Consider the following 14,671-nt stretch of genomic DNA (forward strand, 5'->3'; position numbering starts at 1 on the left):
GAGATGGTGAAATGGAGCGACGCGGTGGTGGGCGACTACAACCACTACTTCGACCTGAACGCCATGCTGCATGGCATGGCCGTGGGCCAACCCTGGCGCGTCAGCGTGCTGGTGGACGAGGCGCACAACCTGGTCGAGCGGGCCCGCAAGATGTACACGGCGGAGTTGGACCAGGAGAGCTTGGGCGCCGCGCGCCGGTCGGCCCCCGCCGTGGTCAAGAAAGCGCTCGACCGTTTGCACAAAAGCTGGAACGCCACCCACCAGGGGCAGCCTGACGACTACCAGGTGCACGCGCAGGTGCCCGAGGCCTTCATGTTCACGCTGCAGCAGGCCACCAACACGGTCACCGAACACCTGAGCGAGCACCCCACCCTGGTTGATGAGGCCTTGCAGAACTTCTACTTCGAGGCCTTGCACTTCACACGCCTGAGCGAATCCTTTGGCGAGCATTCGCTGTTCGACCTCACCCGGCACGGCAAGCAGTCCACCTTGTGCATTCGCAATGTGGTGCCCGCCAGCTTCCTGAAGCAGCGTTTCGCCAACGCGCACTCGGTCACCTTGTTTTCGGCCACCTTGCGGCCCCAGCAGTTTTATGGCGACCTGCTCGGCTTGCCCCACAACACCGCCTGGATCGACGTGGACTCGCCCTTCAGCCACGAGCAACTGACCGTGCAGGTGGCGGCCCACATCTCGACCCGCTACCAGCATCGGCAAGCATCCTTGGCCCCTGTGGTGGACGTGATGGCCCGTCAGTACGAACAGCAGCCCGGCAACTACCTGGCTTTTTTCAGCAGCTTTGACTACCTGGACGAGGTGGCCAAGCTGTGGGCGGCGCGCATGCCTCAAATCACCACCTGGAAGCAGTCGCGCCGCATGAGCGAAGGCGACCAGGCGCAGTTCCTGGCGCGGTTCACCGAAGAGGGGCAGGGCATGGGTTTTGCGGTGCTGGGCGGCTCGTTCGCCGAGGGCATCGACCTGGCCGGGCAGCGCCTGATCGGTGCCTTCATCGCCACCTTGGGCTTGCCCCAGGTCAACCCGGTCAACGAGCAGATCCGCCTGCGCATGGCCGATCTGTTTGGCGATGGCTACGCCTACACCTACCTGTACCCCGGCTTGCAGAAGGTGGTGCAGGCGGCGGGCCGCGTGATCCGCACCCAGACCGACCGGGGCGTGGTGCACCTCATGGACGACCGCTTTGGCCGGCCCGAGGTGCGCGGCTTGCTGCCCGCCTGGTGGCGGCTTGGCTAAGCCTTGGCCAACATCCTGCGGGCCAGGAAGACCGTCACCGGCTGGTACCACGAGCCCGCGATGCGCACCAGCAAATCCATGAACTTGGCGTCGGCACCGATCAGTGCTCGGCGTTCGTCGCGCTCGACCGCGCGCAAAATCTGCAAGGCCGCGCTCTCGGCCGAGGTGCCGCCCAATGCTTTGTTGAAACGGGCGCGCGCTTGCGCGACATCACCTCCGCAGCGAGAGGTCACGCTCTCGTCAATGTGGGCCGTGTGTGCGATGTTCGTGCGAATGCCACCTGGGTGAATGCACGTGGCGCTGACGCCGCAAGCTTCCAGGTCGAGTTCCTGTCGCAAGGACTCGGTGAAACCTCGCACCGCAAACTTGCTGGCGTTGTACGGGGCTTGGCTGGGTGCGGCCATCAGCCCCGCAAGGCTGGACACGTTGATCACATGCCCTTCGCCGGCCCTTTTGAGATGCGGCAGGAAAGCCTGCGTGCCCCACACGACGCCCCAGAAGTTGATGTCCATGATCCAGCGGAAGTCCTTCTCCGAGACTGTTTCAACAAATGCGCCAATGGCCACGCCGGCGTTGTTGAAGATCAGGTTGACCTGGCCATGGTCAGCCACGACCTGGTCGGCCCAGCCGAACACCGCTTCGCGGCTGCTCACGTCCAACCGGGTGGTCGTGACCTTCACGCCAAAGTGGCGCGCCAGATTGGCGGTCTCCAGCAGCCCCGCCTCGTTGATGTCGCTCAGCGCCAGATGGCAGCCTCGTCGGGCCAGTTCCAAGGCCAAGGTGCGCCCCATGCCGGACGCCGCACCTGTGATGGCGGCGACCTTGTTCTTCAAACTCTTCATCGGGTCGACCTTCTCTTACGGCTGAGGTGGTCCGCATCATGCGCGCATTTGAGCGCTCAACCGGGTGATCATCAGCTGCTGTGCGCTATCCGTTTGCCCGATCCTGGTGGCGTGCAGGTGTAGGTCACCTCCTGGCCGGGCACGCCGGCCAGGGAGCGCAAGGCCGCGTCGCTGCGACGCGCGCCGTCGGCGGCCACGAAGGCCGCGCCCGCCACGTCATACAAATAGCCGCGCTTGGCGCCAGATTCAACCACCTGGGCCACCAGGTCGCATTCGGTCACGTTGCCGCCCAGCTCCTTGGACACGAAGGGCGTCCTTGCGCGTTGGATGAGCAGGTCGATGCGCGGGTTCACCGAGGCGGTGTTGTAGGGCGCCAGCGTGACTTGCTGGCCCACGATGGGCGCCAGGTCACTGTCGAAGACATGCATGTAGTCCGACACATCACGGCGCGTGGCGTCGGGGTTGATGATCGGGAAGCCTGAGTTCAAGGTGGGCTGGAACACGCGCACCGTGAAGAAGTGCGCCAACAGGTCTACCGTGCCGTCGTTGATGAAGCCATAACCCCGCACTTGCGGGCCCATGAAGCCCGAGCCGGGCGCGCTGGAGAAGGGCACCGCGGGCGTGCCGAAGCGGCCCACCTTGGTGTACATGTTGCGCAGCTGCGGGATCTTGAAGATCTGCGAGTTGCCCTCGAAGCTCTGATCGCCACCCGTGCCATACATGCCCTTGGCCGGATCCACGGTGTGGCAGCCATTGCAGTTGTTGCTGGGCGTGATCGAAGTGCCATCGGCCCGCAGGATCTTGAAGCCGTCCGAAGGGCGGTCGCCAAAGTAGAAATCAAAGCCACGCTTCTGGGCCGGGGTCAGCGAGTTGTCCAGGTTGCGGATCGGGTTGGGCGGCAGTTGCACCGCGAGCTGGAAGTCCGCGAAGGTCTGCATCTCAGCCTCGCTCATCGGGACAGCGTTGCCCAGCAGGCCTTCAAAGGCCACGGCGAAGTTCTTGAACGACAGGTTGGTGTCCTTGGCCGAGGTGCCAAACACGCCCGCTGAGCGGTCGCCACGCCAGTGCATGGCGCCTGCGTTGACCATGCCGCGCAGGGTTTGCGTGGTCATCGGGCCCTTGATGGGGTGGAAGTCGGTGGGGTCGTCGCTGCCGTTGATCTTGTTCTTCACGCCGAAGACGATCTTGGCGATCGGGAAGGCGAGGTCCGAGGTGAACCTGCCAGGGATCGGGCTTTTCGTGACCAGGCCGTCCGGGTCACCCAGGTCCCAGGCCAGGTCATCGGCGTCACCGAAGGTGTGGCAACTGGCGCAGGAGGCTTCGCCATTGGCCGACGAGCGTTGCGCGTCGTACAGGAAGGGCCGGCCGGCGATGATGTTCGCGGGTTCGGGGTTGAGCAAAGGCGCCTGGGCCACCTCGGTGCGCGTGGCCAGGTTCACCACCTTCACGGCGTTGTCGAAACGGGTCATCACGTACATGCGGCCGCGTGCTTCGTCGAGCACCACGCCGCTGGGGCCGCCACCGCTCACATCGATGTAGTTGGCGCTGGCCGTGCGTGGGTTGAAGGTGTTGGCCTCCAGCTCGGCCGTGTCGAACACGCCGATGCGGCTGGAGCCATAGGCGGCCACGTACAGGGTGCGACCATCCTTGGTCACGGCCATCTCCAGCGGGCTGGCCAGGCTGTGGTTCTTGGTGGTGGGGTCAAAGCCGGGATTGGTGACCAGCTTGCTGTAGTCGATGTGTTTGTTCAGGTGGCGGGGCAGCACGGTGGAGCCGGAGATCACCGTGACGCGTGCCAGGGCCAGCTTGCCCTGCACCGTTGAGCCACCGAACTTGCCCGAGCCCTCAAACCGGGTCATGTTGTTGGACTCGGTGTTGCTCACGTACAGCACGCCGGTGACGGGGTTGGCCACCATGTTGAACAGCACCGTGCCCACGTGCGGAAAGGCCACTTTCTCGGTCAGTGCATTGGCATCGACGGCGAACACGTCCTTGTCGGGCAGGGTGAACTCGACCGCGCTGTTCCAGTTGCGGCCCACCTCGTCTTCCCAGCGTTTGCTAGCGTTGTTGTACTTCACCAGCATGCCGGTTTTGGGGGCGGGCTTGCCTTCGGCATTGGTTTGCGGGCCCAGGCGGCCGCCAGGCATGAGCTTGCCTTTGACAAAGCAGGGCATCTTCAGGTCGAAGCTGTCGCAGATCACTTCTTCATTGAGCGACGAGGTCTCGTTGCCCGACTTGAAGGCGGCCACGTAGACCGTGTTGCGGTCTGGGCTGACGGCCAGGGCGCGCGGCGTGTCGGAGAAAAAACTCATGATGCGCAGCGGCACGCCGCCCACGGCATAGCTGCCCACGCTGGCGGGGTTGAACACCCACACGTCAGCCCGGGGGATGCCGGGTGTGGTGAGTTGCGGATCACCAGCGCCGGGCACGCTTTTCAGCGAGGGGTCGGTGCGTTGCTGGCCGCGGTGCGCGGTGGTGATGAAGGCGCGGGCGGGCGAGCCAGCGAAGACGATGTCGCGGGGCTCATCGCCCACGAGCAAGGTCTGGGTGACCCGGGGAGCGCCGTCCAGCTTGACGATGCTGACGCTGTCCGACAGGTGGTTGACCACCCAGACTTCAGTGTTGCTGCGCGCGGCCACGGCCACTGGTTCGAGGCCCACGGGGATGCGGGCGAACAGTTGCAAGCCGCTGCTGGTGATGTTGAACACATCCAGCGTGTTGTTGGGCGTGTTGACGGCGAACAGGCGCGTGCCATCGGGCGATTGGGCCAGGGGGCGCACATGGCCGCTCTCGAAGGCCAGGAAGGATGGTGACGCTGCTTGCGCGCCAGACCACAGGAGCGCGGTCGACAGGACGGACAACAGGAAGGTTTTGCGCATGGAAAAATCCTAAAGCTGGTATGGCAAAGCGGACATGAGATGCACTGACTTTAGGCAAGGGCCCCGTGAGGCGTAAGGCGGTAAGTGCGGGGTTGTCGGCCCTTGGCCACCTCATCCCCCTTATTCGAGGTGCGGGAATTGACCGATGTTCATATAACGAAGCTCGGGCAATCCCTAGTGTTTTGGCTTGCGGGCCAATGGCAACACCTGTTCGCTCACCACAAACACTTCACCCTCGGGATCTGCCGCCGGGTTGATGGCGAAACCACCCGTGAACTCGCCAAATGCGGGCAGTGTCAGGACACCTTGGCTGAGCCAGAAGACGGGCAGACGCAGGCTGTCGGTGCGACTTCGCAGGTGGACCACGGGGTGAACATGACCGGCCAGGGTCAGGGTGCCGGGGGCCTCATGGCTGCCTGGTTCGGGTGGATGATGCACGCCGCGCAAGCAGCCATGGACATAGGGTCCGGCGACCGATTGGATGCCGAACGATGCGTGGACGCGGCCAGCGTGCAGATCATGGTTGCCTTCGATGACCAGGCATTGCAGGTGCGGATGATGCTGGCGCCAGTTTGACAAGGCCGCCAGGGTGCCGCTGGCGTGGCTCTCTTTGGCGTGCAGGAAATCGCCCAGCACCACCAGGTGTCTGGCCTGGCAGCGCTCCAGCGCCTGGGACAGCCGGGCCAGTGTGCTGGTGGTGGTGCCTTGCGGCACGGGCAAGCCCCGCGCGCGGAACACGGCGGCCTTGCCCAAGTGCACATCGGCGACAAACAGGGTGCGGGTGGTGGGCTCAAAGGCCGCGCGCTCGGGCATCAGTTGCAGGCTGAGCCGCGTGGGCGCCTTGGGCGGCCAATTCAGCGTGTGGTCAATGCCTGGGTCCATGGGCTCAGGCCTGGCTGGCCTGGTGGTTCAACTCGGTGAGCAACTGCTGGATGCGGTCCTGCAGCTTGTGCGTGCTCAGACGTTCGCGCAAGCGCTCGACCAGCAGCGGAAAGGAGAATGGTGTCCACCGCGTCAAGGTCTTCACCTCCCATCGTTTGGCTTGCAGTGAGCGGAGCACGCCGTCCAGCTTGTCGAGTTCGTACTCTTGCTTGAGCACCTCGCGTTCGGCCTGGCTCAGCAGCAGATTGCCCGGGTCGTGCTTGCGAAACACTTCGAAGAACAAGCTGCTCGACGCCTGGATCTGCTTGGTGCTTTTGGGCGCGCCCGGAAAGCCGGGAAAGACCAGACCCGACACCCGGGCGATCTCCCTAAAGCGCCGCTGAGACAGCTCCGCCGCATTCAGGCTGCCCAGCACATCGGGCAGCAGGTTCTCTGTGCCGAGCAAGGACGGCAGCAGGTGCGCGTCCACCGGCTCGGTGCTCAGCAGCTCGATGCCGTAGTCGTTGAATGAGATTGAAAAAGTGCGCGGCGCGATCTGGCCAAAGCGGTAGGCCCACAGCGTGGCCAGGGCCAGGTTCACCTGTCGGCCAGCGAAGGGGTAGATGTACAGGTGGTGGCCTTCGCGTGACTTCAGGCTTTCGACCAGCACGGTGCCGGGCGTGGGCAGGGCGGACCAGCGTTGTTGCACGGCCAGCAAGGGCAACAAGGCTTGGATCTCGGGTGGGTTGTGGCCATCTTCTGGCTTGGACGCTAAGTCGGCGAGCTCTTCCAGCATCGCGTGCGCGAGCTCGGAAGACATCGGCATCTTGCCGCCGTTCCAGCGTGGCACGGCGGGGCGCTGCCCTTTGGCCAGGCGGACGTAAGCCGTCATGTCGTGCACCTTGACCAGTTCCAGCAAGCGTCCCGCGAACAGGAAGCAGTCGCGTGGCCGCAGGCGTGCGATGAAGCTTTCTTCCACGGTGCCCAGCACGGGGCCGCGCAGGTAAGACACCTTGAGGTTGGCATCGCTCACGATCGTGCCCACCGACATGCGGTGGCGGCGCGCCAGCTGGGCGTTGACCAGGTGGTAGCGGCCGTGCTCGTCGGCTTCGATGCGGCGGTAGTCGGGGTAGGCCTGCAGCGAATCGCCACCGCGGCCGGCGAAGTCCAGCACCCAGGTCCATTCGTCGGGTGTCAGGTGGCGGTAGGCGTGCGTGGTGCGCACTTCATCGTAGAACGCCTGGCTGTCGAAGCCGCCCCCCAGGGCCACGGTGACCACGTGCTGAATGAGCACGTCAAAGGGCTTGTCCGGGCCGCTGCGGGCTTCGATGTGGCCTTGCTGCACAGCACGGCGCGCAGCGGCGGCTTCCAGCAACTCGATGCTGTGCGTGGGCACCAGCGTGATGCGTGAAGGCTGCCCCGGCGCATGCCCTGATCGGCCAGCGCGTTGCAGCAGCCTGGCCACGCCTTTGGCCGAACCAATCTGCAGCACGCGCTCCACCGGCGAGAAGTCCACGCCCAGGTCCAGGCTGGACGTGGCCACCACGGCCTTCAGGGTGCCGGCCTTGAGCCCGGCCTCGACCCACTCGCGCACGCTGCGGTCCAATGATCCGTGGTGCAGGGCGATCAGGCCTGACCAGTCGGGGCGGGCCTCCAACAAGGCCTGGTACCAAAGCTCGGCCTGTGAGCGCGTGTTGGTGAAGACCAAACTATGGCGGCTGGCCTCGATCTCGCGCACCACGGCGGGCACCATGCGCAGGCCCAGGTGGCCGGCCCAGGGAAAGCGCTGCACCTCGTCGGGCAAAAGCGTGTCGATCGTCAAGGCCTTGGGCAGTTGGCCTTGCACGATGCGGCCAGACGGGCCGGTGAGGGTGTCTCTGGCCTCGGGCAAGTTGCCCAAGGTGGCCGACAAACCCCACACCATCAGCTTTGGGTTCCATTGCCTCAGGCGTGCCAGGGCCAATTGCACCTGCACGCCACGTTTGTTGGCGATGAGCTCGTGCCACTCGTCAACCACCACCAGTTGCACGCCGCCGAGTTGCCGTGCGGCCTCGGGTTGGGTGAGCAAGAGGCTCAGGCTTTCGGGCGTGGTGACCAGGGCGGTGGGCAGGCGTTTGGCCTGTCGCGCCCGGGCAGCGCTGGTCGTGTCGCCGGTGCGCATCTCCAGTGTCCATCGGGGTGCCAACGCCGCCAAAGGTGCTTGCAGGGCGCTCAAGGTGTCCGAGGCCAGGGCGCGCATCGGGGTGATCCACAGGGCGGTCAGGGGCGGTGCGCCGCGCGCTGCGGTGTCGCCTGGTGGGCAACCCAAGGCTTGCAAGGCGCCCAACCACACCGCGTAGGTCTTGCCCGACCCAGTGGTGGCGTGCAGCAAGCCGCTGTCGCCCTGGGCCATGGCATGCCACACCTCGGTCTGGAAAGGAAAGGGCGACCAGCCTTGGTCATTCAACCAGGCGCTGGCTGGATCTAACCTGGCCTTCGGCATGACGACAACCGCGCTCATGCGGCCTTCGGCGTGGCCGGTGCAGGGATCAGGCTGCGCAAGGTGGCCAGGGTGTCGGCCTCGCTCACGGGCTTGTCCCAGCGCAGCCGCAGCATGCGCGGAAAGCGCACAGCCAGGCCGCATTTGTGGCGGCTTGATGCCTGGATGCCTTCGAAGCCCAGCTCCACCACCAGCGTGGGCGTGACGCTGCGCACCGGGCCAAATTTCTCAAGCGTGGTCTGGCGGATGCGTTGATCCACCTGCTTCATTTCTTCGTCGGTCAGGCCCGAGTAGGCCTTGGCGAAGGGCACCAGGCGGTCTTCGTCCCACACCGCGAAGGTGTAGTCGGTGTACAGATTGGCGCGCCGGCCATGGCCGCTTTGCGCGTAAATCAGCACGGCGTCGATGGTGAAGGGGTCGACCTTCCACTTCCACCACAGGCCGACGTCTTTGGTGCGGCCGGTGCCGTACAGGCTGTCGCGGCGCTTGAGCATGAAGCCCTCCACCCCACGGCTGCGCGACTCTTCACGCCACTCGGCCAGGGTCGGCCAGTCAGGGGCCGTGACCAGGGGCGAGAGCTGCAAAGGCGCCAGCGGCGCGGGCAGGATGTGCGGTTCGATGGGGGCGTCCAGCGGCAGGTCGGTTTGCGGCAGGGTGGGGGCCGTGATCAGGGCCTCGAGCTGCTCGCGCCGTCGCCATTGCGGCCAGGCGCGGCAGTCTTCGCCTCGGTATTCCAGCAGGTCGTAGGCCAGGAAGGCCACCGGGCATTCGGCCAGGATGGCCTTGCTCAAGGTCTTGCGACCAATGCGTTTTTGCAGCGCGGCGAACGGCTGCACGTGGCCATCCTTCCAGACCACGATCTCGCCGTCGATAACGGTGTTGTCGGGCAAAACCATCGCCATCGCATCCAGTTCAGGGAAGCGGCCATTGAGCAGGTCTTCGCCCCGCGACCACAGCCAGGATTCGGCCCCACGCTGGATGAACTGCGCACGGATGCCGTCCCACTTCCACTCGACCAGCCAATCGCTGATGGGCCCCAAGCTGTCGACCGGGGCTTGCAGCGGGTGGGCGAGGAAGAAGGGGTAAGGCTGGCCGGACGCTTGCGACGGCGTTTCGGGGTCGGACAAGGCTTCATAGCGGGCGGCCGTGGGCACGTGCTGCTTGTCGGTGTAGCCCATCAGGCGTTGCGCCAGGTGCTTGGCGTCGAGCCCGGTGACTTGGGCGAGGGCGCGCAGCACCAGGTTGCGCGCCACGCCCACGCGAAAGCCGCCGCCAATGAGTTTGGTGAGCAGGAAGCGGCCCGCCGTGTCCAGCTCGGCCCAGTAGCCTTGCAATGCGGCCATCGTTGATTCCGGGCTTTGGCCGCGCAAGGACAGCAAGCGTTCCTCCATCCATCGGTGCAGGGCCACGTCGGCCACTTGCTCGGCGGGTGGCAGGATGTGGGCGATGGTTTCGGCCAGGTCGCCGACCACGTCGTAGCTTTCGTCGAACAGCCATTCGGGGATGCCCGCGTGCTCGCGCGCCGCGGCACGGATCACCCCGGTGGGCACCGTCTGGCGGGGCTTGCCGCCAGCCAGGAAGTACAAGGCCCAGGCCGCATCGGCCGCCGGTGCGCTTTGAAAATACGCGGCCAGGGCCTGTGTTTTGGCCGTGGTCGAGGTAGTGCTGTCCAGGGCTTCATACAGTTGGGCGAAGCGCTTCATGGCGCGGTCTCCGCCACCGGCGCCACGTCCTCGCCCTCGTCGCCATACTCGGTCTTGAAGGCGCCGGCCTGCAGGCCCTTTTCGCCAAAGTAGCGCACCAGTGGCTCCACATAGCCGTGCGTCACGATCACGCGTGGCGCTTGCGTGGCGCTCACGGCTTCCAGCAAGCCAGGCCAGTCGGCATGGTCGGACAGCACAAAGCCCCGGTCCAGACCTCGGCGCCGACGCGTGCCGCGCAACTGCATCCAGCCCGAGGCGAAGGCGTCGCTGTGGTCGCCAAAGCGCTTGGTCCAGCCGCTGCCTTGCGCGGAGGGTGGGGCCAGCACCAGTGATGTCTTCAGGTCCGCGGGCGTGGTGTCCAGGACCGACTGCGTGGCGGGCAAGGGCACGCCGCTGGCGCGGTAGGCGTCGTTCATCAGCGTCATGGCGCCGTGCGCCACGATGGGGCCGATCGAGGGGTCGATGCCCGCCAGCACGCGCTGGGCCTTGCCAAAGGAATAGGCGTACAGCACCGAAGGCCGGCCTGCCTGTGCATTGCCCCGCCACCACGCATTGATGTCGTCGAACACGTCTTGCTGCGCCTGCCAGCGGAACACCGGCAGGCCAAAGGTGGATTCGGTGATGAAGACATCGCAGCGAACGGGCTCGAACGGCGCGCAGGTGGCGTCCGGCCCGGTTTTGTAGTCGCCCGAGGCCACCCAGACGCGGCCTTCGTGCTCCAGCCGAACCTGGGCCGACCCCAGCACGTGCCCAGCCGGGTGAAACGACACGCGCACGCCCCGGTGCGTGATGGCCTGGCCGTAAGGCAGGGTTTGCAAAGGGATGTCCCCCAGACGCGCTTGCAGCACGAGTCGGCCTTCTTCGGGTGCCAGGTAGTGACCGTGCCCCACGCGGGCATGGTCGGCGTGGGCGTGGGTGATCAGGGCATGGGACACCGGCTTCCAGGGGTCGATGTAGAAATCGCCTGGCGGGCAATACAGGCCCAGGGGGCGGGCCACCACCAAATCATTCTTCGAATCGGTCATCGTGTAGATTTTGCCCTGAGGCGGTAAAAGTGCTCGCCTCAGGGTCAGCAAACGGTGTGCGCGCGATCATCTGTCGCATCAACAGGGATTTATTGGCGCAACTCGGGGCTTCGCTTTCGGGCGCCTCGCCGACACTGAGCGTTGCCCCCTTTGTCTCGTTTTTCAAGCCCTGCCATGCCCAAGTTCAAACTCGCCTTATCGTCGTCCCAGCGCCGCAAACTCGTGGGTGTGGGGCTGGTGCTGCTGCTGGCGCTGGCCTGGACCGGCATTTCGGTGTTGCAAAACACCGCTGTCCGCGAGGCCCAGGCCCGCAAGGACGTGACCGCCCTGGCGTTTGAAAAGAACCCCGATGCCTGGTTGAACCACCCCACCGAGGCCTCGGCTTTTGAAAAGGCCGTGTCCAGTGGACAGGTCACCTCGGTGGCCACCAGTGGTTCGCTGGTGCTTTACACCGACAAAGCCGGCCAGCACCACAGCACTCGCCTGGTCGATTGCGGCTACGGCTGCAGCACCAACCTGCTGGGCCGCCTGGGCGAGCTGAGCCTGCAAAAAGGCTTCGTGCTGACCCGCACCGACATCGACCCCCGCACGCCCAGCCAGAAGTTCAACGAAACCCTGGAAGGCCTGGGGCGCCTCAGCCTGGCCTTGCTGCCCGTCTTTCTGATCGCCGGCCTGATGTTCTACCAGATGCGCGGCGGCGCCTTGCCCTTTGGTGGCACCAAGCTGGCCGAGCGGCCCGACACCGAGTTCAAGGACGTGATCGGTGCCGACGAGGCCAAGAAGGCCCTGCGCCGTGTGGTCGCCTTCATGACCGACCCGGCCGAATACGTTCGCGTGGGCGCCCACGCGCCGCGCGGTGTGCTGATCGACGGCCCGCCCGGCACCGGCAAGACCCTGCTGGCCCGGGCCCTGGCCAAAGAGTGCGGCGCCAACTTCATCAGCGTCGATGGATCGCACTTCAGCGCCATGTTTTATGGCGCCGGCATTGGCAAGGTCAAGGAGCTGTTCGAGCGTGCCCGCAAGAACGCACCCTGCATCATCTTCATCGACGAGCTCGACGGCGTGGGCAAGCGCTCGCGCGGTGGTGATGGTGGTGCCGGCGACCAGGAGCAGAACCGCATCATCAACCGCATCCTGGTTGAGCTGGATGGCTTTTCGCCTTTGGAGAACGTGGTCGTGGTGGGCGCCACCAACCACGTCGACAACATCGACAAAGCCATGCGCCGCCCCGGCCGCTTCGACATGATTGTGCGCACCGAGCTGCCCAATGTCACCGAGCGCGAGGCGCTGTTTGCGCTCTACCTCCACAAGGTCAAGGCCGCCGAACAGATCGACCTGAGCTCGCTGGCCCGCACCGCCACGGGCATGTCACCCGCCGACATCGCCAACTGCGTGAACCGCGCAGCCTCTTACGCGGCTGAAGGCGGTGCGCCCGAGGTCACGGCCGAGTTGCTGTACCGCTCCATTGAAACCTTCCAACTGGGGGGCGAGGTGTCGTCCACCAAAGGCACCTTGACAGCGGCCACCTTGCAGCGCTTGGCGGTGCACGAAGGCGGTCATGGCCTGGTCGCCCATGTGCTGGACGCGGGCAGCGTCGAGCGCGTCAGCATCGAACCCCGTGGTGGTGCCCTGGGCGTGACCTACGTGGCCCGCCACACTGAAGAGCCCTTGTATGGCGAGCGCGAACTCAAGTCTCGCCTGGCCATGCTGCTGGCTGGCCGCGAGGCCGAAATGATGGTGTTCGGCAACACCTCGTCTGGCGCGGCCGACGACCTCAAGCGCGCCTCCGAGTTGGCCACCTCCATGATCGGCAGCTTTGGCTTTGGCAAGACCTTTGGCCTGCTCAGCATGGCCGGCGTGCCCAAGGAACTCATCGGCCCCGACATCCAGAAAAACGTGCTGGACGAAGCCCGCTTGCTGTTGGAACAAGCCCAGGCCGAATGCCAGACCGTGCTGAACACGCACCGCCATCGCCTGGACGCCTTGACCGCCCTGCTGCTGAAGCAAGAGACCGTCAGCGGGCAGCCCCTGCAGGCCGTGCTGAACGCCTGAAGTCGTGCGTGATGAACTCCTTGCCTTCGGGCGGGAGTTCCAGCCATGCCTTGTTCGTCAGGGTGTGGCCGATGTCGGCCAGCCCGGACGCCCAATGGTCCCGCATGGTGATCGGGCCAAACGCGTCGTCCTTCGACAGCCTGTCCCATTCCTTGTCGCGGTAGATCAGTTGGATCACGTTGTACTGGTGGCTGCAGGCCATCTCTTGCGCTACCTGGCATTGGTGGTCATCGCCCTGGAGGGCATCGTGTGGCATGTGCTTGAGCAGGTCGCGCAGCAAGCGCCGGTACTTTTGTTCGCTCTCCATCATGTCCGTGATCGCGCGCGTGCGGCTTGAGTTGTTGCGCCGAGGCGTGGCCGACAAAATCTGCGCCAGCGGCGTGTTGGGCACCAGCCCACCATCCCAGTAAAACTCGCCCTTGACCACGCCAGCCTGGTATGAGCCCAGTGCCCCACCACCTTGCCGCACCAGCGCGACGACGTCGCAGGGCAGGCCGTTGTCCGACGGTGGCGTGGTGGCATTGCTGATGGGCCTGTTGATCTTCGTGGCCTACGAAGGCCACCGTGTCATCGTGCGCACCACCACCCGGCCTCTGACCTGACCGGACCGCAAGCGTGCGGCGGCTTCGATGGCCTCGGCCAATGGCACCTCGGTCGTGATCTGGTCCAGCAGGCCCATGTCCAGGTCTTGCGCCAGCCGCTGCCAGGCCTGTTGTCGCAAGGCCAGCGACGCCATCACGCTGTCCACGCCCAGCAGGGCCACGCCCCGCAAGATGAAGGGCATGACCGTGCCTGGCAGATCGAAGCCCTGCGCCAGCCCGCATGCCGCCACCGCGCCGCCGTAGCTGGTTTGGGCGCAGGCGTTCACCAGGGTGTGGCTGCCCACGGCGTCCACCACGGCCACCCAACGTTCTTTCTGCAAAGGCTTGCCGGGCGCTGACAACTCCGCGCGGTCGATCACGCGGTTCGCCCCCAGGCTGAGCAGGTAGTCGGCTTCAGCCAACTTGCCGGTGGCGGCCACCACGGTGTGGCCCAGTCGCGCCAGCAAGGCCACCGCGATCGAGCCCACTCCGCCCGTGGCACCCGTCACCAGCACCTCGCCCCCGCCGTGCAGCGCGCCGTGCCGCTCCAGCGCCATCACGCACAGCATGGCGGTGTAGCCAGCCGTGCCGATGGCCATGGCTTGCCGCGTGCTGAAGGCCTCGGGCAGGGCCACCAGCCAGTCGCCATTCAGGCGGGCCTTTTCAGCCAGGCAGCCCTTGTGCGTCTCGCCCACGCCAAAGCCGTTCAGCACGACCTGGTCGCCCACCTGCCAATGGGGGTGCTCACTCGCGATGACCGTGCCCGCGCCATCCACCCCCGCCACCATGGGCCAGCTGCGCACCACCGGCGAGGTGTTGGTGATGGCCAGCGCGTCCTTGTAGTTCAGCGTCGAGTAGTCGATGGCCACGGTCACCCCGAGGCCTTCGGCCACCGTGGGCAGAAAGTCGTCATCGACGGCTTTCACCGCAGCGTTGAAGTCAGGGTTCTTGTCGAGCACCAGGGCGTTGAACACGTGCGTCTCCTCGGGGATGTGAAACCA

At 65.6% G+C, this 14,671-nt stretch carries 10 protein-coding genes; 2 read left to right on the top strand and 8 right to left on the bottom strand.

The genetic code is table 11. The annotated features are described in order from the left end of the window. Positions 1-1,248, top strand: a 1,248-nt coding sequence (locus tag H7225_RS10060) for an ATP-dependent DNA helicase (RefSeq protein ID WP_290661405.1), incomplete at its 5' end; no start/stop codon positions are given. On the opposite strand, the gene H7225_RS10065 is transcribed toward H7225_RS10060, so the two are convergent. The 6 genes from H7225_RS10065 to H7225_RS10090 form a co-directional block, all read right to left on the bottom strand. Then, a complete protein-coding gene (locus H7225_RS10065) occupies positions 1,245-2,090 on the bottom strand; it encodes an SDR family oxidoreductase (RefSeq protein WP_290661407.1) in 846 nt (281 codons plus the stop codon). The genes H7225_RS10060 and H7225_RS10065 overlap by 4 nt on opposite strands. A 71-nt stretch (positions 2,091-2,161) precedes the next feature. Further along, positions 2,162-4,969: a hypothetical protein gene (locus H7225_RS10070; protein ID WP_290661409.1), complete on the bottom strand. Its 2,808-nt coding sequence runs from the start codon at positions 4,967-4,969 to the stop codon at positions 2,162-2,164. 174 nt (positions 4,970-5,143) lie between these two features. Then, entirely contained in the window at positions 5,144-5,851 is a 708-nt protein-coding gene (gene pdeM / locus H7225_RS10075) for a ligase-associated DNA damage response endonuclease PdeM (RefSeq protein WP_290661411.1), read from the bottom strand. A 4-nt stretch (positions 5,852-5,855) separates the two neighbouring features. After that, entirely contained in the window at positions 5,856-8,330 is a 2,475-nt protein-coding gene (locus tag H7225_RS10080; protein ID WP_366481372.1) for a ligase-associated DNA damage response DEXH box helicase, read from the bottom strand. Then, positions 8,327-10,012: an ATP-dependent DNA ligase gene (locus H7225_RS10085; protein ID WP_290661413.1), complete on the bottom strand. Its 1,686-nt coding sequence runs from the start codon at positions 10,010-10,012 to the stop codon at positions 8,327-8,329. The genes H7225_RS10080 and H7225_RS10085 overlap by 4 nt, the downstream gene beginning before the upstream one ends. Beyond that, complete coding sequence (locus tag H7225_RS10090) at positions 10,009-11,037, bottom strand: ligase-associated DNA damage response exonuclease (protein ID WP_290661414.1); 1,029 nt, start codon at positions 11,035-11,037, stop codon at positions 10,009-10,011. The genes H7225_RS10085 and H7225_RS10090 overlap by 4 nt, the downstream gene beginning before the upstream one ends. A gap of 174 nt (positions 11,038-11,211) precedes the next feature. On the opposite strand from H7225_RS10090, the gene H7225_RS10095 reads away from it, so the two are divergent. Beyond that, the gene (locus H7225_RS10095; protein ID WP_290661416.1) at positions 11,212-13,089 is read left to right on the top strand and encodes an AAA family ATPase; all 1,878 of its coding nucleotides are present in this window, start codon (positions 11,212-11,214) and stop codon (positions 13,087-13,089) included. Here the strand turns inward: H7225_RS10095 and H7225_RS10100 are convergent. Continuing rightward, the gene (locus H7225_RS10100) at positions 13,052-13,558 is read right to left on the bottom strand and encodes a DUF3734 domain-containing protein (protein ID WP_290661418.1); all 507 of its coding nucleotides are present in this window, start codon (positions 13,556-13,558) and stop codon (positions 13,052-13,054) included. The two genes, H7225_RS10095 and H7225_RS10100, sit on opposite strands and share 38 nt — an antisense overlap. Before the next feature lie 81 nt (positions 13,559-13,639). Beyond that, entirely contained in the window at positions 13,640-14,644 is a 1,005-nt protein-coding gene (locus tag H7225_RS10105) for an MDR family oxidoreductase (protein WP_290661422.1), read from the bottom strand. Positions 14,645-14,671: the final 27 nt, after the last annotated feature.

It is taken from the genome of Aquabacterium sp. (assembly GCF_014378415.1).
Taxonomy (GTDB): Bacteria; Pseudomonadota; Gammaproteobacteria; order Burkholderiales; family Burkholderiaceae_C; genus Aquabacterium.

What these genes read in the sequence shown, in the direction of transcription:
- H7225_RS10095 (WP_290661416.1), top strand. Translation starts at nt 11,212, where the DNA reads ATGCCCAAGTTCAAACTCGCCTTATCGTCGTCCCAGCGCCGCAAACTC.
- H7225_RS10065 (WP_290661407.1), bottom strand. Translation starts at nt 2,090, where the DNA reads ATGAAGAGTTTGAAGAACAAGGTCGCCGCCATCACAGGTGCGGCGTCC.
- H7225_RS10070 (WP_290661409.1), bottom strand. Translation starts at nt 4,969, where the DNA reads ATGCGCAAAACCTTCCTGTTGTCCGTCCTGTCGACCGCGCTCCTGTGG.
- H7225_RS10090 (WP_290661414.1), bottom strand. Translation starts at nt 11,037, where the DNA reads ATGACCGATTCGAAGAATGATTTGGTGGTGGCCCGCCCCCTGGGCCTG.
- H7225_RS10080 (WP_366481372.1), bottom strand. Translation starts at nt 8,330, where the DNA reads ATGAGCGCGGTTGTCGTCATGCCGAAGGCCAGGTTAGATCCAGCCAGC.
- pdeM (WP_290661411.1), bottom strand. Translation starts at nt 5,851, where the DNA reads ATGGACCCAGGCATTGACCACACGCTGAATTGGCCGCCCAAGGCGCCC.
- H7225_RS10085 (WP_290661413.1), bottom strand. Translation starts at nt 10,012, where the DNA reads ATGAAGCGCTTCGCCCAACTGTATGAAGCCCTGGACAGCACTACCTCG.